The following is a 17,470-nucleotide window of genomic DNA, read 5'->3' as shown; positions in this document are numbered from 1 at the left end:
AAGGCGGGTGGGGACAGACGAGGGGCACACGTAGCGAGGTAGGCGAGGGGCTCCGGTGACGGGGCCCGGGAGTCACTGATCACCGACATCACAGACCGGCTTTCGGGGGTGCGCACATGCGGCTGGGGTCCTTTCCGTACAAAGTCACCGAGCGCGGGACGGGTGGGCCGGACACCCGGCGTGCCCGCAGGCGCAAACGGCTGCTGCGCGCCGTCGCGCTGCTGGCCGTGCCCGCCGTGATCGGGGGGACGGGCACCCTGGGGTGCACGGGCCCCCAGAAGAAGAAGGCGGCCGAGCTCGCACTGGAGGCCGTGGGAGTGGTCGGCGACGCCCCGTTCCTCACCGGCGCGGGCACGGACCTCAAGGGGGTCGGCTCCGCCCGCCGTGGCGGCGAGCTGGCCGGCGACAGCCGCGGCGCGTTCGGCGGCACCCGTAACGTCGCGCACTGCGACAAGGCGGCCCTGGTCAAGGAGCTCACCCGGGACAGCGCCAAGGCGAAGGCCTGGAGCTCGGCACGCGACATCGACCCCCGGGACCTCGCCGCGCACATCGACAAGCTGACACCGGTGGTCCTGCTCCACGACACCCTGGTCAAGAACCACAACTACAAGGGCAACGGCGAGATCACCGGATATCTGTCGGTCCTCCAGGCGGGCGTCGCGGTGCTCGTCGACGCCTACGCGCGGCCGGCCGTCAAGTGCAACTGCGGGAACCCGCTGCGGCAGCCGGAGACCAACGTCGACTACAAGGCGTCCTCGTACAAGGGCAAGCGCTGGGAAGGCTTCGCCTACGTCCAGATCACGGTCATCAAGGAACGGCCCAAGGAGAAGGGGCCGCTGACGGCCGTCCCGCTCGTCGATCCCTACGCGCCGACCAAGGGTTTCAACCGCGGGACCGGCACCGATGGTTCGAAGGACTCCCAGCCGTTCCCCGTGCCCACCCCGTCGGCCCTGCTCCCCACGCCCACGGGCGGTGGCAGCGGCACCCCGTCGCCGGAATCGGGCACGCCCTCCCCGCCGGCGCCGTCCGCTTCCACGCCGCAGTCCGGAACGCCCTCCTCACCGCCGGGCCCGGGAACGCCGCCCCAGGGAACCCCCTCCAAGGGGACACCGTCCAAGGGAATGCCCTCTCAGGGAACGTCGTCCAAGCCGCCGACCGGCACCGGGCCGTCGTCGGTCCGGCCGCCGACGACCTCGAAGCCTCCGAAGGCCACCGCGGCCGTGCCGACGGCACCGGCCGTGCCGTCCGCCCGCACCAAGCCGCCGTCCACGGCGTCCACCGGGGGCCGGGTGCCGACGGCCGGTAGCCAGGAACGGCCTCCGCAGAAGTCGGTACAGCCGCCGCAGACTCCGCCGCGGAAGACCGGGCAGCCCCCGCCGGTGACCAAGCCGGTCGACCCGCCGGTGAACAAACCGGTGAACCCGCCGACGTACAAGCCGACGTACAAGCCGGTGGACCCGCCCAAGCCTCCGCCGCAGTCGGCCGCCAAGCCCACGGCCGACCGGCAGCCACCGTCCGTGCAACAACCCACCGCGGACAAGCAACTGCCGCCCGCGCCCCGCACACCGCCCAAGGCCGAACCGCCGAGCACATAAGCGGCCCCGCCCCGGTCAACGGGCCGTGCCGGCCGTCTCCCGCCGGTCGAGGTCGAGATGGGCACCGACATGTGAGGTCAGTTCCCAGTCGGCCCGGCCGGTGTACTCGCGCCAAACGGCCCGCAGCGCGGCGGCGGCGAGGAGGAGCGAGTACAGCGGGCCACCGGCGATCAGCTTGAGGTAGTGCGCCGGGCGGATGGCGAAGCCGTACTCGCGGCCGAAGTCGTGCAGGGCCACGGCCTCGAAGACCATCATCGTGACCATCGGCAGCATCGGCAGCCAGGCGGCCAGCGCGAAAGGCAGCGGGACGCCGCCGATCAGGGCGACGATCAGGCCGGCGGGGATCATCACCCCGGTCGCGGCCTGGAGGAACGGCGTACTGAGGGTGTACCGGGCGAGGACCCGCTGCCGGAACGCCGGCAGCCGGCACCACTCGCCCTTGCGCAGCACTTGAAGGAACCCCTGGTTCCAGCGGGTGCGCTGTTTGAGCAGGGAGGTCAGGGAGTCGGGCGTCTCCTCCCGGGTGACGAGCGCCGCGTGATAGGCGACGACGACCTTGGCCCCCCGGCTGGAGAGCCGGACGCCCAGGTCGCAGTCCTCCGCCAGGCAGTTCCCGTCCCAGCCGCCCGTCTCGCGCAGCAGCCCGGCGCGGACGAAGACGGTGTTGCCGCCGAGCGGGATGAAGCCCTTCCGGGCGTGCAGATGAAGGCGGCTGCGGAACCAGAAGAAGTACTCCAGGCAGTTCCGCAGGCTGTACCAGCTGGTGTCGTAGTTGACGAGCTGCACCCCGCCCTGCACGACGTCGGCGCTCTCGCGGCGGAAGGCGAAGTCCACGTGGCTGAGCAGCTCGCGGTGGACGATGTCCTCCGCGTCGAAGACGCCGACGATGTCGCCGCCGGCGTGCGGCAGCGCGGTGTTCAGCGCCTTGGGCTTGTTCTTGGTCTCGTGGGTGTCCACCACGACCTTGACCTTGTCCGGGTGTTCGGCGGCCAGTTCATGGGCGATGGCCGAGGTGCCGGGGTCGTCGTGGCCGACGATCACCACGATCTCGTACGCGGGGTGGTCGATGCGCAGCATTCCCTCGACGGTGTGCCGCAGTACCGCCTCCTCGTGGCGGGCGGGCACCAGGAGCGAGAAGGACAGGCCGTGCCGCCCGTCGGGTTCGGCGAACGCCGTGGCCTCCAGCACGTCCGGCGTGCGCCACGCGTGCATCATCCACCACAACGTCACACCGGCGACGGCCATGAGGATCGCCGAGTCCAGTAACAGGACCATGGAGACCATGGATTCCCCCCACGATTTTCGTTTGTCTCCCCCATGACCCCAGGAAGCTAGCAGCAGCGGTCTTTTCGCGGCAATGCCGTAACCAGTGGGTGGTATCCACAACTTCACGCGTGCGGACCGCCCCGCGGGTCCCGGCGGGGAATACGTGATGCGGAATTCATGATTCTGCGGCATGCCGTCTGACCTGCGGTGGGTGCCCGGATCGTCGTGGCTCGTTTCCTGCTGTCATGTGCCAGCAAGGTGTGCCACTCTGTCTCGTCGTCGGCCCGACCGGGCCCCGGGGAGGCACCGTCGTGAGGAATGCCGCGCTGCTACCGAGCGTTCGGCCGGTGGCCGACTCGGGCACGCAGGGACAGGAATCAACGCCTCCGTCCCATGGCCGAAGAATATTTCGCCGGGATTTCCTCCCGGTGACCTTCCTATTGATTCTGATCCTCGCTCTGCGGGCCTGGAACATGGGCAATTACCCGTTCCCCAATGACGACGAGGGCACCTATCTCGCACAGGCGTGGGCGGTCGGGCACGGCAAGGGTCTCGCCCACTACACGTATTGGTACGACCACCCGCCCTTCGGCTGGATACAGCTCGCCGCGCTCTCCTGGCTGCCCGCCGCCCTGCTGCCCGACTCACCGGCCTTCGTGCAGGGCCGGGCCGCCATGCTCGTCGTCGTCGCCGGCACCGCGCTCCTGGTGCACACGGTGGCCCGGCGCACCGGGATGGGCCGCGGCGCCGCGGCGGGCGCGATGCTGCTCTTCGGGCTCTCCCCGCTCGCGATCTCCCTGCAGCGGCAGATCTATCTCGACGGGTTCGCCACGCTCTGGGCCCTGGCCGCCTTCGCCCTCGCCCTGTCACCCCGCCGCCATCTGTGGCACCACATCGCCGCCGGGGCGGCCTTCGCCGTCGCGGTGCTCTCCAAGGAGACGATCGCCGTCCTGCTGCCGGCGCTGCTCCTCGCACTCCGGCAGGGCAGCCACCCGAGGACGCGTACGTTCTCCTTCGCCGGGTTCGGCTCGGGGCTGGTCCTGACCGTGCTGTTCTATCCGCTGTACGCCCTCCTCAAGGGCGAGTTGCTGCCGGGCCCGGGGCATGTCTCCCTCCTCGGCACGCTCCGCTTCCAGCTCGGCGGTCGCGAGGGCAGCGGTTCGGTCCTCCAGACCGGCACGGACGCGAACACCCTGGTCGACGGCTGGATATCGAGTGATCCACTGCTTCTGGCGGGAGGGTGCGCGGCCGCCGTGGCCGGCCTGTTCGTCCGGCGACTACGGCCGGTCGCGGTCGCCGTGGTCGTCCTCGTCCTGGTCGCGCTGCGCCCCGGCGGCTATCTGCCGCAGATGTACGTGGTGCAGCTCCTGCCCTTCCTCGCGCTGGCCCTCGCCGGGGCGGCCCACGCGCTCGTCCGTGCCCTGCCCGCACGGCACGTCTGGCGGCTGCCGGCGATCGCGGTCCTGCTGGCGGCCGTGCTGCTCGCCGCGGGGCCCGGGCACATCCGCCAGGGCCGCCACGCCCTGACCGCCACCCAGAACGACGTCTACCACCAGGCGGCCGCGTGGCTGCACGCCGGCCACGTCCGGGACGTGTCCCGGGCGCGCGTGGTCACCGACGGGGTGCTGTGGCTGGACGCCGTGGACGCCGGCTTCAGCCCCGGCCGGGTGATCTGGCACTACAAACTCGACCAGGACCCCGCCGTGGCCAGGTCCCTGACGCGCGGCTGGCGCGACGTCGACTACGTCCTCTCCACCCCCGCGCTGCGCGGGGAGCGGGACAACCTGCCCACCCTGCGCGCGCTCTTCGCGCACTCCGAGGCCGTCGCGACCTTCGGGGAGGGCGGCGGACGGATCGAGGTACTCAAGGTCATGAAGGGGGATGGATGACCTCGCACCACCCGTACGGCACCCACCATCTGTCCAGACGGCTCCAACGGGCCAAGGTCAGAGCCCTGTTGCTGGTCACCGCCCTGCTCGCCACGGGCCTCGCGGTCCTGCAGCCCGGCGCGCAGCCGGCGCGGGCGGCGGACGACCTCGTCACCAACTCCGGTCTGGAGACGCTCGACGGCGACGGTTTCCCGCGCTGCTTCGAGAAGGCCGGCTGGGGCGACCAGGACGTCACGTACACCGTCACGGGCGCGGACCAGGCCCACAGCGGCGATCACGCGGTCCGCATCGACATGACCCGGCGCGCCGGGGGCGACCGCAAGACGATGATGCGCCAGGACGCCTGCGCGCCGAAGGCCGTCCCGGGCCATCAGTACGATCTGTCGCTCTGGTACCGGTCCACCTCGCCCGACGTCGCCCTCACCCTTTTCCGCCACGACACCCGGGCGGGCTGGGTGTTCTGGACCGACCTCAAGACCTTGCCGCAGGCCGGCTCGTACACACGCACCGAGGTTCGTACACCAGTCGTCCCGGACAACACCGATCAGATCACCTGGGGTGCCGCGCTGTACGGCGTAGGCACACTCATCACGGATGACTACTCCATGGTGGACACGACGGTCCCGCCGCCGGAGCCGGAACCCGACCCCTGCGCGCCCGCCGGCACCCCCGACTGCCGGGGGCAGTGGGAGGTCAAGAAGGCCCCCGCACCCCTGCGGGCCATCCACACGGTGCTGCTGCACACCGGCAAGGTGCTGCTGATCGCGGGCTCCGGGAACGACGAGGAGGCCTTCAGGGCCGGCACCTTCAAGACCTCCGTCTACGACCCCGTGGCCGAGACCTTCACGGATGTGCCGACGCCCGACGACTTCTTCTGCGCCGGGCACGTCCAGCTCCCGGACGGGCGGGTGCTGGTGATGGGCGGCAACAAGGACTACGCCTCCCCCGACGGCAGCGTCGGCTACAGGGGCCTCAAGGTGTCCTACGTCTTCGATCCGGCCACCGACCGGTACACCAGGATCAACGACCTCAACGCCGGCCACTGGTACCCCTCCGCCACCGAACTCGGCAACGGCGACGTGCTCTCCCTCGGCGGGCTCGGCGAGGACTCCGCGGGGACCGTCGTCAACGAGCACTACTCCGCGGCGCGCGGCCGCTGGCTCGGCATCGGCGACGCCAAGCAGGCATGGACCTTCTGGGGTCTGTACCCCGCGATGATCCTCCTCCAGGACGGCCGGCTCTTCTACACCGGCAGCCATGTCTTCGGCGGCGGGCTGGGCACCACCGGGGCCTCGGTCTACGACTACGACAAGGGCACCGTCACCGAGATCCCGGGGCTGCGCCGCAAGGACGAGCGGGACCAGTCGATGTCGCTCCTGCTGCCCCCGGCCCAGGACCAGAAGGTGCTCACCCTCGGCGGCGGCAACCACACCGTCGCGCCCGACGCGCACCGGCTCGTCGACCTGATCGACATGAAGGCCGCCTCGCCCCGCTATCTGCCCGGCCCCGATCTGCCCCAGGGCACCTACGCCGACGGCAGCAGGCAGAAGGGCGCGGAGGGCAAGGTCTACGCCTCGGCGGTGATCCTCCCCGACGGCAAGGTCCTGGAGACCGGCGGCGCGCTGCACACCTACCGCGAGGACCCGGTCTTCGAGGCGTCCCTGTACGACCCGGCGACCAACACCTTCGCCTCCCACCTGGCGACCGACCCGGTGCCGCGCACCTACCACTCCTCCTCGGTCCTGCTGCCCGACGGCCGGGTGCTCAGCGTCGGCGACAACCCCGCCAACGGCTCCTTCGACCAGCGTCTCTCGGTCTTCAGCCCGCCGTACCTCTTCAAGGGCGCCCGGCCGCGGATCACCTCGGTGGCGCCGGGCACCTGGGCCTACGGCAGCACCCGGCGCATCACGGTCGACAAGCCGGTGGTCAAGGCCTCGCTGATCCGGCCCGCCGCCGTCACCCACTCCTCCGACCCCAACCAGCGGTACGTGGATCTGCCGATGACGGTCGACGGCACCACCATCGACCTCAGCCTGACCAGCAACCCGAACCTCGCCCCGCCCGGCTGGTACATGCTCTCGGTCGTCGACGCGGCCGGCGTGCCGTCGGTGTCCCGCTGGGTGCGCGTCGGGCCGCAGGGCCAGATCGCCGCCGCGCGGGTGCAGCGTTTCGCCGACGAGCTGGCGGCGCCGCGCCCCGGGGCGCATCCGCAGCACGGCAAGGCCGAGGAGAAGTCGGGCGTCACCGTCCCCGAGGGCTATGACGGCTGCGACCACGCCTACGGCGACGTGGGCCAGTGCGTGCCGTGGACGTTCCCCCGGACGGAGGCGGGCGGGCGGTGCGACTGGCTGCGGGAGCGCGGCTTCGGGCCGCTGAAGGTCCACGGCCGTGACCGGCACCGCCTCGACACCGACCGCAGTGGCGTCGCCTGCGACCGCGGTGACAGCGGGGGCGCTCCGGGCGGGAGCCGCGGGCATCACTGACCGGCGGCACCGAGGGCGGGCGGGCCGTCTCCACGGGGAGGCGGCCCGCCCGCGCCGTGCCCTCAGCCCGGAAGGGCGGTGGCGCCGAAGGCCCCGGACAGCCGGTCGCGCGCGAGGGTGAAGTGCCGGTCGGTGATCTCGTAGGTGGCGGAGGCGTGCAGGCCCAGGGCGCGCTTGGCCGGGTCGGGGTGCGGATTGCGGTACAGGGCCTCGGCGAGGTCGCGCAGCTCCAGCATGACCGGCACGGCTGCCCCGAGCAGCGCCGGGTCCTCGGTGTAGCCGCGTTCGAGGACGACGAGCAGCCGCGCGTACACCTCGTTGAAGTGGTCGGCGGCCCGGCGCACGGCGCTGCCCGGCGGGTAGTGCGCCACCTTCGCCTCGGGGTCGATGGGGTAGGTGTGCTGCCAGGCGACGTCCATGGCCGGGCCGGTCGGCCCGGAGCGCGGGGTGTCGTGCGGGCCGTAGCTGCGCTCCTGGCGGATCTCGTTGAACCGGAAGTAGTGCGCGACCTCGCGGGCCTCGCCGAAGAGCCGGTCGTCGGTGTCGTGGATGCCCCCGGCCGCGCCCTCGCCCTGCTCGGTGATGACCCGCAGGGCCTTGAGGGCGGACGCCAGGTCCGTGACCGCGAAGACCTCACCGCCGGAGTTGTAGAAGTCCTTCGGGCCGACCTGCCGCGCGGGGTCGCCGCGGAAGAGCTCCGCCTCGCCGAGCCTCCTCGACAGGCGGATCACCCCTTCCCGGATGGTGTTGTAGAACTGGCCGATGGAGGTCCAGCCGTCGTCGTCCGCCACCGAGGGATGGCCGGGCGGCTCGGCGACGTACTCCGGCCGCTCGATGTACAGGAAGGTGTCCAGCGCCTTCGTCCCGAAGTGCCGCAGGGCGACGGGGACCTGGTCCCGGCTGAAGGGCAGCCGGGCGGGGTAGCCGGTGACGAACCGCGAGTTCGCCACCAGAGGGGTGCCGCCCGTCGCGTTCAGAAGGTTGGCGACGAGCGTCATGTGCAGCATTTCCTCGAGCACCACGGCCCGGACGGCGAAGTACGCGGGCCGGTTGGTGCCGGGCGGCAGCGTGTACATGGCCGTGAGATAGGGCGGGATGGTGAGGTGTTCGAGGGTCAGTGCGGCCTGGAGGAACAGATGCAGCTCCGCGCGGTCGCGCGGCACCCGGAACGGCGGTTCCTCGACCACCGCGAGGTCGGCGGAGATGTCATTGTGCCGGGCGGGTTCGCGCTGGCCGGTCAGCGGGCCGGTGGCCGTCATGGGCGTCCCTCCGGGACGGGGGCGGTACGGACGGTCAGGGGCCGGCGCAGCTCGCTCAGCTCCCGGTGGATCCGCTCGCTGCTGCGCAAGGCCAGGGCGGCCATGGTCAGCGAGGGATTGGCGGTGCCGACCGAGGGCATGCTGCCGCAGCCGACGGCGTAGAGACCCGGGTGGTCCCAGCAGCGCTGCCACTGGTCGACCACGGACGTCTCGCGCGAGGACCCCATCACATGGGTGCCGGCTCCGTGGCCCGCGCCCTGGTAGACGAAGTCGCGGCCCTCGAAGCGGAAGTGGCCGGGGGCCGTGGGGCCGGGCCCGTAGGCGGTGTGGTCCTCGGCGTCGAGCAGCCCGAAGATCTGGTCGGAGACGGCCTTCGCCGCCGCCATGCCGCGCTTGACGCGGTCGGAGAGGTCGTAGGTGATCACGGGGCGCGGATTGCCCAGCAGATCGCGGTGGAGGGGGTCGATGGTGACCCGGTTCCGGCTCTCGGCCTCCTGCTCCATCTCGAACTGCAGGGTGAACTGGCGGCTGATGCCCCGGCCCAGCGCGTCGCGCAGCGCGGTGCCGAACAGCCCTCGCCCGCGCGGTGCCGCCGGGTCGCCGCCCATGCCGAGCAACCGGGCCACGTCGGCGTCGGGTGCGCCCGCGGGCCAGCTCCACCCCCAGTTGGCGATCACGATACGGAAGGGCGCGCGGGTCCGCCGGCCCGCTCCGGTGCGGAAGCCCTCCAGGCCGGACGTCGACCCGGGGCCGCGGAACGGCCCGACGGGGTGGTTCATCAGCCCCCAGGTGAGCAGCACCGGGTGGTCCATCAGATTGCGCCCCACCTGGCCGCTGCGGGTGGCCAGGTGGGAGACGAGCAGCAGCTTGGCGTTCTCGATGGCGTGCGCGGCCAGGACGACGACATCGGCCTCGGCGGTGCGGGTGACGCTCGCGGGGGCGGCGGGGTCGTCGTACTCCTGGTACTCGACGCCCCGGGCGCGGCCGTCGCTGGTGGTGAGGACCCGGCTCACCACAGCGCGGGTGACGAGGGTGACGTCACGGCTCCAGGCGGCCTGGGTCTTGAGCGGGGTGTACTTCGCCTGGGCCGGGCAGATCGGGGTGCAGGAGGCGTTGCCCACGCAGCGCTCACCGTAGTTGGGCAGCCCGGCCGCCCCGACCGGGCGGTAGCCGCGGCCGCCGTCGTAGTGCTCGTGGGGTGTGCTGTTGCGGGCGTGCGGGGTGGTGACGACGCGCAGGGCGGTGTGCGGGGAGCCCGGCTTCTCCTGGACGGCGTGCCCGTCGAGCCGGGCCGCCAGGACGTTGTCGAGGTAGCTGCGGGGGATCTCCCGCATCGGGTAGACGTAGCCCTCGGGGAACGGCAGACCGATGGCCTCGGCCTGCTCGGCCGCGTCCCCGGAGACGCCCAACTCGCGCTCGGCCGCGCGGTAGTGGGGCTCCAGGTCGTCGTAGCCGATCGGCCAGTCCCGGCCGTAGCCGTAGCGGCTGCGGACGGCGAAGTCGTCCGGGTGCATGCGGGGCGTCAGCCCCAGCCAGTGCAGACCGGTGCCGCCGGCGGCGCGCAGATAGTCCGAGTTGTAGGGCAGGGCGCCGCGCTGGACGAGGTAGCCGCGGGCCCGGTACCCACCGCCGGGCAGACCGCCCACATGGAGGACGTCGGGGGACGGGGCGACGGCGTTGGGCCGGTAGGGCGAGTTGGGCACCTTGGCCACGGCGGACGCGAAGGTGTTCAGCGCGTCGAGATGGCCGGGCCAGGTGTCCAGGGTGCCGGTGCCCGCCTCCAGGACGAGCACCCGCCACCCCTGGTCCCCCAGGCGCTTGGCGACCAGGCTGCCGGCCATCCCGGCGCCCACCACGATCACGTCGTACCGGCGTCGGCCGGGGTGCGCGGGGCTGTTCACGCGACGCCTCCCGTGCCGTGGGCCGGGCGGTCGGGCCGGGCGAGGGGCGGGGCGCCGGGCGGCGGATCGGCCCAGGTGCCGAAGCCGGGGGCCTTCGCGCCCGGCGGGTGACCGTGGAAGGTCCGCCAGACCAGGCCTTCGGGGTACGCCTCGGGGGCGGCCATGAAGGCGGTGTTGGCCTGCTCGCGGCCGAGCGCGCGGTGCACGGACCGGGCGAGCGCGGGCCATACGCCCAGGTACCACAGATGGGTGACGGCGCGGGCGATCTCGCGGGAGGTCTCGTCGACGAGCCGGTCGGGGTCTCCCCCGGCGGCCGCCATGTCGTCGATGAAGCGGCCGACGGCCTCGCGGCCCACCTGGTCGACCGTGGTGTCGTGGTACAGCTGGGCCATTCCGGTGGCATACAGGTCGAACGCCGGGAATCCGGTGAGGCGTTCGGAGATGTCGATGAACCCCGCAACGGGCGGGGGCACTTCGACGGACTCGTCTTCAAGTGCCGTTCGATTGAGCTCGGGAATCATGCGTGACCACCCCTCCAAGGGACTGCCCGCACATTCTTACCGAAGAGTTCATAGCGGGAGAAGAGGGGTGAACGACCTTTAACCGGAAGGACGTTGGCGGAATAGCCGATTCGGGACAGTCACCTCCGACTCAGGGGTTCGGCCGGGTCACCGCCGCCTCCAGCAGGACGCGTGCGGCCTCCTTGGCCCGGAGCGCCGGCTCGGCAGCACCGGAGATCGCGGCCGTCACGATGGCCCCCTCGGCGAGCAGGGCGAGCTGGTCCGCGAGCGCGGCGGGGGCCCCCGCCCCGGTCACCAGGCCGGTGAGATACCGCCGGAAGGCGTCCTTGTGGGCGCGGGCGACCGCCGCCACCGTCTTGGAGTCGGCGCCCAGCTCCCCGAAGGAGTTCACGAAGGCGCAGCCGCGGAAATCGGGCTCCTCGAACCATTGGTGGAGCCAGTCGAAGACCGCCAGGACCCGCTCGGCCCCGGCGGGCCGGGCGTCGGCGTAGCGGGCGAGCGCGTCCCGCCAGCGGGCGTCGCGCCGTCGCAGATAGGCCTCGACGAGGGAGTCCTTCGACGGATAGAGCTGGTAGAGGCGCTTGAGGGAGACGCCCGACGCGGCACGGATCGCATCCATGCCCACCGCCTGGAGACCTCGCCCGTAGAAGAGCGTCCCGGCGGCGTCCAGCACCCGGGCCTCCGGCGTCGCGGCTTCCGTTGCCGTGTTGTCCATTACCGCTCCCACCTCGCGTCTTGCCTGAGAACCATCGTTCTCCTAGGCTACCGGACAGCAGAGAGAACGACCGTTCTCCGCGTGGAAGGGAAGAGTCATGTCCGAGCAGAGGCCGCCGCTCCCGCCGTTCACCGCCGAATCCGCCCTGATAAAGGTCCAGGCCGCCGAGGACGCCTGGAACAGCCGCGATCCCGAGCGCGTCGCCCTCGCCTATACCGAGGACTCCGAGTGGCGCAATCGCGAGGTGTTCCTCACCGGCCGGGCGGAGATCGTGGACTTCCTGCGCGCCAAGTGGGAGCGCGAGCACGGCTACCGCCTGCGCAAGGAACTGTGGGCCTACGGCGACGACCGCATCGCCGTGCGCTTCGCATACGAGTGGCACGACGACGAGGGCCAGTGGTGGCGCAGCCACGGCAACGAGAACTGGGAGTTCGACGAGAACGGCCTGATGCGGCGCCGCTACGCAAGCATCAACGATGTGCCGATCGCCGAGGACGACCGGCACATCGCCGTCTGACCGGCACCCCGACGCCTCAGGCCAGGACGGCGGGCGCGGCAGCGGGCTCGGGCGCGGCGGGCGGGGCTGTGGGAGGGGCGGCCGTCAGGGGGGTGAGCTGCTCGATGTCGTAGCGCTTGCGCAGCGCGGCGATGGCGTCCTGGTCGATGACCGGGCCCGAGTTGAGGATCTCGAAGAGCTCCTCGAAATAGCGCTCGTGGTCCGGCGGGGGCGAGGCCTGGAAGAACATCCGCGCGGGGTCGGACGTGGGGTTGGCGAACGCGTGCGGGCAGCCGGGCGGCACGACGATGAGCGTGCCGGCCGTGGCCCGTACACAGCGCTCCCCGCTCGGGGACTCCCACTCCCGCCAATTGCGGACGGTCCGGACGCGGGGTTCGAAGGCGAGGACGTCGAGCTCGCCTTCGAGCACGTAGAAGAGCTCCTCGCTGCGGGTGTGCAGATGCGCGCCGACGTCGAAGCCCGGGGGCACGACGACCTCGAAGCTGGAGGCCGCCCGCGAGTGCTCCCCGGTCACCTTGAACGTCACCTGCTGGGCCGCCGTCACGAGGGTGCGCCCCGCGCCCGGGGGGACGATGAGGCCGTCCGGAGAGCTGGTGAGAGTCATCGTGCGCGGCCTTTCGGGATGTTCACGAGGCGAGCGGATTCGATCGTGGTCATCGGCGTGCACTCCTCGTCGTGAGGTGGACGCGGGCGAGGCGCGGCGGGCGGTCCCGCGTTCGGGCGCTCTCTCGGGAAATGATCCCCGGCTCCGGGCGACGGCCACAGGCCGAGCCCGGAAAATCACCCGTCCAGGGCATGGATTCGAAAGGGAATCCTCCGGTTCCCTGTGCGTCGGGCACGGCACCGGCTCCGTCGCCGGCCAGTCTCACGGCCCGTCTAAAGTGACGGCATGGACGCCTTGGGGGATCTGTTGCGTGGGGTACGGGCCGACGGTGCCCTGTTCGGCCGGTGGACGGTGACGGCACCGTGGTCGCTGCGCTTCGCGGACGGGGCTCCGCTGACCCTGTGCACGCTGGTGCGGGGGACGGGCTGGCTCGTACCGGCGGAGGGCGAGCCGCTGCTGCTGCGGCGCGGCGACACCGCGCTCGTGCGCGGGCCCGCGCCGTTCACCTTCGTGGACGCGCTCGCGGCCGCCCCCGAGGACGCCACCGGTCCCAGCGCCGAACTGGTCTCCGGTGCCTACCGCTCGGAGTCCGACATCGGCCGGCGCCTGACCGGTGCGCTGCCGCCGGTGCTGATCGTGCCCGACGAGGACGAGCCGGCGGGCTGCGGCGTGCTCCACGAGTTCATCGCGGCCGAGGTCGCCGCCGACAAGCCGGGGCAGCAGTTCGTGCTCGACCGGCTGATGGACTGGATGCTCGTCTGCACGCTGCGCGCGTGGTTCGAGCGCCCCGAGGCCTGTCCGCCCGCGTGGTACCGCGCGCTCGGCGACCCGGTGGTCGGCGCGGCGCTGCGCGCGATGCACGACGCGCCGGCCCGGCCCTGGACCATCGCCGCGCTGGCCGCCGGGGCGGGCGTCTCCCGGGCGTCCCTGGCCAAGCGCTTCACCGAGCTGGTCGGGGAGCCCCCGCTGGCGTATCTGACGGGGTGGCGGATGACGCTCGCCGCCGAACTGCTGGCCGAGCCGGAGGCGACGGTCTCCGGGGTGGCGCGGCGGGTGGGGTACGCGGACGGGTTCGCCTTCAGCGCGGCCTTCAAGCGGGAACGCGGCCTCAGCCCGAGCGCGCACCGCGCCACTCGGGTAGGGGCGGACCGCGAGCCGGTCGGCGCCTGAGGCCACCGGCCTCGCACGACCTTGGACGCTCGGACATCCGGTCGAGCGTTTCGGCCATGGCCCGGCGGCAGGCCCGGCGGGGAAGCTCGGGGCATGACGAACGAACCGGTATTGGTGATCGGCGGCACGGGCAAGACCGGCCGCCGGGTAGTGGCAGGGCTCACGGAGCGCGGCGTGGCCGTGCGTGTGGCGTCGCGCAGCAGCGAGCAGCGATTCGACTGGCTGGACGAGAGCACATGGGGGCCGGCGCTGGAGGGCGTCGGCGCGGTCTACGCGGTACCGCTGGAGGGGGTGCCGGTGCCGCGGTCCTTCACCGAGCTCGCCGCCAGAAGCGGGGTCCGGCGCATCGTCCTGCTGTCGGCCCGCGGGGTGGACGTGCCCGGGTACTACGGGGACGGCGAGGCCACGGACGGGGAGAAGGCGGACGAGGAGGAAGCGGAAGGCGCCGCGAGCCATCTCCAGGGCGAGCAGGTGGTGCGGGACTCGGGGCTGGAGTGGACGATCCTGCGCCCGGGGTGGTTCGCCCAGAACTTCAGCGAGGGCCTGTTCCTGGACTCGCTGCTCGCGGGCGAGCTGAGACTGCCGGTGGCGGACGGCGCGGCGACGTTCGTCGACCTCGCGGACGTCGCGGCGGTCGCGGTGGCGGCGCTGACCGAGGACGGGCACACCGGGCAGGTCTACGAGATGTCCGGGCCCCGGGCGGTGGACCTGGAGACGGCCGTCGCGGAGATCGCCGAGGCCACGGGCCGCCGGATCCGCTATGTGCCGGTGACGGTCGACCGGTTCACGGCCGAGCTGAGGCAGGAGGGGCTCTCGGCGGAGGACGCGGAGCTGTGGGCCGCGGCCCTGAACCCGATCCGCCGGGGCCTGGAGGCCAAGATCTCCGACGGCGTGCGGCGCGCGCTGGGCCGTGACCCGCGTGACTTCACGGAGTTCGTGACGGACGCGGCCGCCGCCGGCGCCTGGCGCGGCTGACGCGCCCGCGCCGAGCCGGTCACGCCCCCTCGACCGGCTGGGCGCACCCCGTTCGCGGGACCTCCGGGCGTGGCGCGGCGGGGGAACGGGGTGCGCTCCCCGATCCTGTCGGCGCGGATGCCGCGTCACGGGATGGGAGTTCTGCGTGGAGAACGGGATCACGGCGACGGCACGGGTGGCCGCGTGAGACGGGTGTGGGTCGCCGTCCTCGCGGCGCTGACCGTACTGGGGATGTCGGAACCGGCGAGGGCCCAGCACACGGTGGGCGGGCGTTCCGCGCTCGCGGCGGTCACGCCGATCGTGGCGGCCGACCAGGCCACCCGGTCGGTGTACGTGCTGGACGCGGAGCGGACGCGGTGGGACGCCCAGGGGCCGGACGGGGGCGTGCTGTGGTCGTGGCGCGCCGACCGCCGCGCGGACCTCTCCGATCTGCGGCCCGCGGCCTCGTGGACGAACCCGAGCGAGGCCAAGCTCCGGGAGATGGACGGCCGGCGGTATCTGCTGACCACGGCGTCCGGTGGTCTGGCCGCCGTGGTGAGGTACCCGGAGGGCACGTCGTACTGGGCGGCCGACACCGGCTCGGGCAACGCGCACAGCATCGAGCTGCTGCCGGACGGGAACGTGGCGGTCGCGGCCAGCAAGGGCGAGTACGTGCGGTTGTACGCCGCGTCCCGGAGCACACGGGCCACCGAGTACACCCAGGTGGCCCTCGCCGGTGCGCACGGTGTGCACTGGGATCCGCGCAATGAGCTGCTGTGGGCGTTGGGCGACCGTGAACTCGTCGCGCTGGCGGTGGGCGGCACGCCGGACTACCCCGACCTCACGGTCGTCCACCGCCGGGCGCTGCCCACCCGGGGCGGTCACGACCTGGCCCCGGTGCTCGCCTCGCCCGGCCGGCTGTGGGTGACCACGTCCTCGGCGGTGTACCAGTACGCGACCGGGGAGCGGCAGTTCGTCTCCTACCCGCTCCAGTCGAGGATCAGCGCGCGGTCGGTCAAGAGCGTCGGCGACGACCCGGTCACCGGGCAGGTGCTGGTCGCCCGGCCCGAAGCGGGCAACCCGTGCGTCTGGTGCACCTCCACCCTGACCCTGTACCAGCCCGACGGGACCCGCACCCTGCTGCGCGGCGGCATGTACAAGGCCCGCTGGTGGTCCTCCTACCGCAGCTGACGGGGCCTAGCGGGCGGCCGGGCGGGACACCTCCTCCGTCAGCCGGGCGCGGACGTCCGCGGTGGCGTCGACGTTGTCGGGCACCTGCTCCCACAGGGCGAGCAGGGCGGGTGCCAGCCGGCGGGCGCGCTCCCCGCTGTGCTGCCAGCAGTAGTGGGCCCGCTTCAAGGCGGCGAGGGCCTCGGTGTCCGCCGGGCCGCCCCGGGCGAGCCGGTTCGCGGCGGCCGACATCCACAGCTCGGCGGCGCGCGGGTGGTCGCCCGCCAGCCGGGCGAGGTCGGCGCGCACCTCGATCCACAGCCGGGCTTCCGCGCTGTCCGTGCCGTGCCGGCGCAGCGTCTGCTGTTCCCAGGCGGCGGCCATGTTCGCGGCCTCGTTGTGCCGGCCGGCGTGGGCGGCGGCGAGGATCCGCGGCAGCGGGTCGTCGTCCGGGGGCCCGGTGGGTTCGGGGACCGCAGGCGAAGGGGTCGCCGGGGGCGCGGTGTCGACGGGCGCGGGGGACCCGAATCCGGGCACCGCCGGAACGGGTGCGGGGCGCCGGACCACAGGGGCGGCACAGGGGTTGGTGAGGACGGGGCCGAACGCGCCGTGCTGGAAGGCCACGACGCCCTCGGGCAGGGTGGCCTGGGCGAGGGCCTGGTGGTGGACGTGGGCGGGGTCGAGCGTGGGCCCGGCGGTGGGATGGCCGGTGCGCAGGGCCGCGAGGAAGGACCGGGTGTACGGCCCGGCCTCCAGGGACGCCTTGGGCGTGGTGGGGGTGATGACGCCACAGGCCGGGACGCCCGCCGCGAGGTGCCCTTCGCGGGCCGCGGCGGCCACGTGGGGCAGGGCGTGGGCGTCGGCTTCCGCGTCGATCACGAGCAGCGTGGGGCCGGGGTGGTCGCGCAGGGTGCGGGTGAGCCATTCCCAGGGCAGTCCGGTGTAGCGGACGGTGGCGGGGGTGCTCTCCCGCAGGGCCAGGTGCAGTTCGGTGCTGCGGCGGGCCGGGATCATGAGGTGGCCGGTGACCCAGACCAGTAACGGCCCGGTGCCGGTGACGGCGTGCTGGAGGTAGGCCAGGACGCTCTGCGGGCCCGCCATGGCGGGAAGCTGCACCACGTCGGCGGACGCGGCGGCGAGGAAGCCGCGGGGGTTGGCTCCGGCGATGGCGTGCGCGGTGGGGTTGGGCAACGCCCCCCGCCGTCTGTCCGGGGTGCCGTCCAGCAACAGAACACAACCATGAGCGGGGTGGTTCACTGCGCGCTTCCTTCCGGCTGATGCGGGTCCCGCGCCGTCGCGGCGGGTACGGGCAGCCCTGTGGCACGGGCTGCCCCGGTGGCTGGGTACGGGGGTCGGCTGCTCGGGTCGCCGCGGGTGGGGACCGCGGCACCGTCACCGACAGGCGGGGCGGGGCCGGGCCCCGACG

The 17,470-nt window shown here is 72.8% G+C and carries 14 protein-coding genes; 7 read left to right on the top strand and 7 right to left on the bottom strand.

The features are described 5' to 3' along the window. Positions 1–116 precede the first annotated feature (116 nt). Positions 117–1,595 carry a DUF6777 domain-containing protein gene (locus AB8O64_RS33150; protein WP_370423370.1) on the top strand — a complete coding sequence of 493 codons (1,479 nt, stop codon included), beginning with the start codon at positions 117–119 and terminating at the stop codon, positions 1,593–1,595. Positions 1,596–1,610: 15 nt separating this feature from the next. Here the strand turns inward: AB8O64_RS33150 and AB8O64_RS33145 are convergent, their stop codons facing one another. Next, complete coding sequence (locus AB8O64_RS33145) at positions 1,611–2,879, bottom strand: glycosyltransferase (RefSeq protein WP_370423369.1); 1,269 nt, start codon at positions 2,877–2,879, stop codon at positions 1,611–1,613. Positions 2,880–3,289: 410 nt separating this feature from the next. Between AB8O64_RS33145 and AB8O64_RS33140 the strand changes: the two genes are divergently transcribed. Together AB8O64_RS33140 and AB8O64_RS33135 are read left to right on the top strand one after the other, a co-directional pair. Next, the gene (locus tag AB8O64_RS33140; protein WP_370423368.1) at positions 3,290–4,750 is read left to right on the top strand and encodes a glycosyltransferase family 39 protein; all 1,461 of its coding nucleotides are present in this window, start codon (positions 3,290–3,292) and stop codon (positions 4,748–4,750) included. Next, positions 4,747–7,233: a galactose oxidase-like domain-containing protein gene (locus AB8O64_RS33135; protein WP_370423367.1), complete on the top strand. Its 2,487-nt coding sequence runs from the start codon at positions 4,747–4,749 to the stop codon at positions 7,231–7,233. Before AB8O64_RS33140 ends, AB8O64_RS33135 begins: the two co-directional genes overlap by 4 nt. A gap of 62 nt (positions 7,234–7,295) precedes the next feature. Here the strand turns inward: AB8O64_RS33135 and AB8O64_RS33130 are convergent, their stop codons facing one another. The 4 genes from AB8O64_RS33130 to AB8O64_RS33115 form a co-directional block, all read right to left on the bottom strand. Next, positions 7,296–8,492, bottom strand: a complete 1,197-nt coding sequence (locus AB8O64_RS33130) for a ferritin-like protein (RefSeq protein ID WP_370423366.1) — start codon at positions 8,490–8,492, stop codon at positions 7,296–7,298. Then, positions 8,489–10,393, bottom strand: a complete 1,905-nt coding sequence (locus AB8O64_RS33125; protein WP_370423365.1) for a GMC family oxidoreductase — start codon at positions 10,391–10,393, stop codon at positions 8,489–8,491. The genes AB8O64_RS33130 and AB8O64_RS33125 overlap by 4 nt, the downstream gene beginning before the upstream one ends. Further along, a complete protein-coding gene (locus AB8O64_RS33120) occupies positions 10,390–10,914 on the bottom strand; it encodes a hypothetical protein (RefSeq protein ID WP_370423364.1) in 525 nt (174 codons plus the stop codon). The genes AB8O64_RS33125 and AB8O64_RS33120 overlap by 4 nt, the downstream gene beginning before the upstream one ends. 130 nt (positions 10,915–11,044) lie before the next feature. Further along, a complete protein-coding gene (locus tag AB8O64_RS33115; RefSeq protein WP_370423363.1) occupies positions 11,045–11,629 on the bottom strand; it encodes a TetR/AcrR family transcriptional regulator in 585 nt (194 codons plus the stop codon). A gap of 97 nt (positions 11,630–11,726) precedes the next feature. Between AB8O64_RS33115 and AB8O64_RS33110 the strand changes: the two genes are divergently transcribed. Then, positions 11,727–12,146, top strand: a complete 420-nt coding sequence (locus AB8O64_RS33110; protein WP_370423362.1) for a DUF1348 family protein — start codon at positions 11,727–11,729, stop codon at positions 12,144–12,146. Between the two features lie 16 nt (positions 12,147–12,162). Here the strand turns inward: AB8O64_RS33110 and AB8O64_RS33105 are convergent, their stop codons facing one another. After that, a complete protein-coding gene (locus AB8O64_RS33105) occupies positions 12,163–12,750 on the bottom strand; it encodes a cupin domain-containing protein (RefSeq protein WP_370423361.1) in 588 nt (195 codons plus the stop codon). Between the two features lie 285 nt (positions 12,751–13,035). Here AB8O64_RS33105 and AB8O64_RS33100 point away from each other — a divergent pair, with 285 nt between their 5' ends. From AB8O64_RS33100 to AB8O64_RS33090, 3 genes are all read left to right on the top strand, one after another. After that, positions 13,036–13,920: an AraC family transcriptional regulator gene (locus AB8O64_RS33100; protein ID WP_370423360.1), complete on the top strand. Its 885-nt coding sequence runs from the start codon at positions 13,036–13,038 to the stop codon at positions 13,918–13,920. A gap of 93 nt (positions 13,921–14,013) precedes the next feature. After that, the gene (locus AB8O64_RS33095) at positions 14,014–14,895 is read left to right on the top strand and encodes an NAD(P)H-binding protein (RefSeq protein ID WP_370423359.1); all 882 of its coding nucleotides are present in this window, start codon (positions 14,014–14,016) and stop codon (positions 14,893–14,895) included. A gap of 183 nt (positions 14,896–15,078) precedes the next feature. Continuing rightward, a complete protein-coding gene (locus AB8O64_RS33090) occupies positions 15,079–16,065 on the top strand; it encodes a DUF6528 family protein (RefSeq protein WP_370423358.1) in 987 nt (328 codons plus the stop codon). Positions 16,066–16,071: 6 nt separating this feature from the next. On the opposite strand, the gene AB8O64_RS33085 is transcribed toward AB8O64_RS33090, so the two are convergent. Continuing rightward, positions 16,072–17,301: a hypothetical protein gene (locus tag AB8O64_RS33085; protein ID WP_370423357.1), complete on the bottom strand. Its 1,230-nt coding sequence runs from the start codon at positions 17,299–17,301 to the stop codon at positions 16,072–16,074. Positions 17,302–17,470 lie beyond the last annotated feature (169 nt).

Source organism: Streptomyces sp. QH1-20 (genome assembly GCF_041283565.1).
Taxonomy (GTDB): domain Bacteria; phylum Actinomycetota; class Actinomycetes; order Streptomycetales; family Streptomycetaceae; genus Streptomyces; species Streptomyces syringius.
The sequence above is the reverse complement of the archived record's forward strand: the minus strand, read 5'-3'. Positions and strand labels throughout refer to the sequence as shown.

Coding starts and splice junctions, on each gene's coding strand:
- AB8O64_RS33150 (WP_370423370.1), top strand. CDS start 117: ATGCGGCTGGGGTCCTTTCCGTACAAAGTCACCGAGCGCGGGACGGGT.
- AB8O64_RS33145 (WP_370423369.1), bottom strand. CDS start 2,879: ATGGTCTCCATGGTCCTGTTACTGGACTCGGCGATCCTCATGGCCGTC.
- AB8O64_RS33135 (WP_370423367.1), top strand. CDS start 4,747: ATGACCTCGCACCACCCGTACGGCACCCACCATCTGTCCAGACGGCTC.
- AB8O64_RS33130 (WP_370423366.1), bottom strand. CDS start 8,492: ATGACGGCCACCGGCCCGCTGACCGGCCAGCGCGAACCCGCCCGGCAC.
- AB8O64_RS33120 (WP_370423364.1), bottom strand. CDS start 10,914: ATGATTCCCGAGCTCAATCGAACGGCACTTGAAGACGAGTCCGTCGAA.
- AB8O64_RS33115 (WP_370423363.1), bottom strand. CDS start 11,629: ATGGACAACACGGCAACGGAAGCCGCGACGCCGGAGGCCCGGGTGCTG.
- AB8O64_RS33110 (WP_370423362.1), top strand. CDS start 11,727: ATGTCCGAGCAGAGGCCGCCGCTCCCGCCGTTCACCGCCGAATCCGCC.
- AB8O64_RS33105 (WP_370423361.1), bottom strand. CDS start 12,750: ATGACTCTCACCAGCTCTCCGGACGGCCTCATCGTCCCCCCGGGCGCG.
- AB8O64_RS33100 (WP_370423360.1), top strand. CDS start 13,036: ATGGACGCCTTGGGGGATCTGTTGCGTGGGGTACGGGCCGACGGTGCC.
- AB8O64_RS33095 (WP_370423359.1), top strand. CDS start 14,014: ATGACGAACGAACCGGTATTGGTGATCGGCGGCACGGGCAAGACCGGC.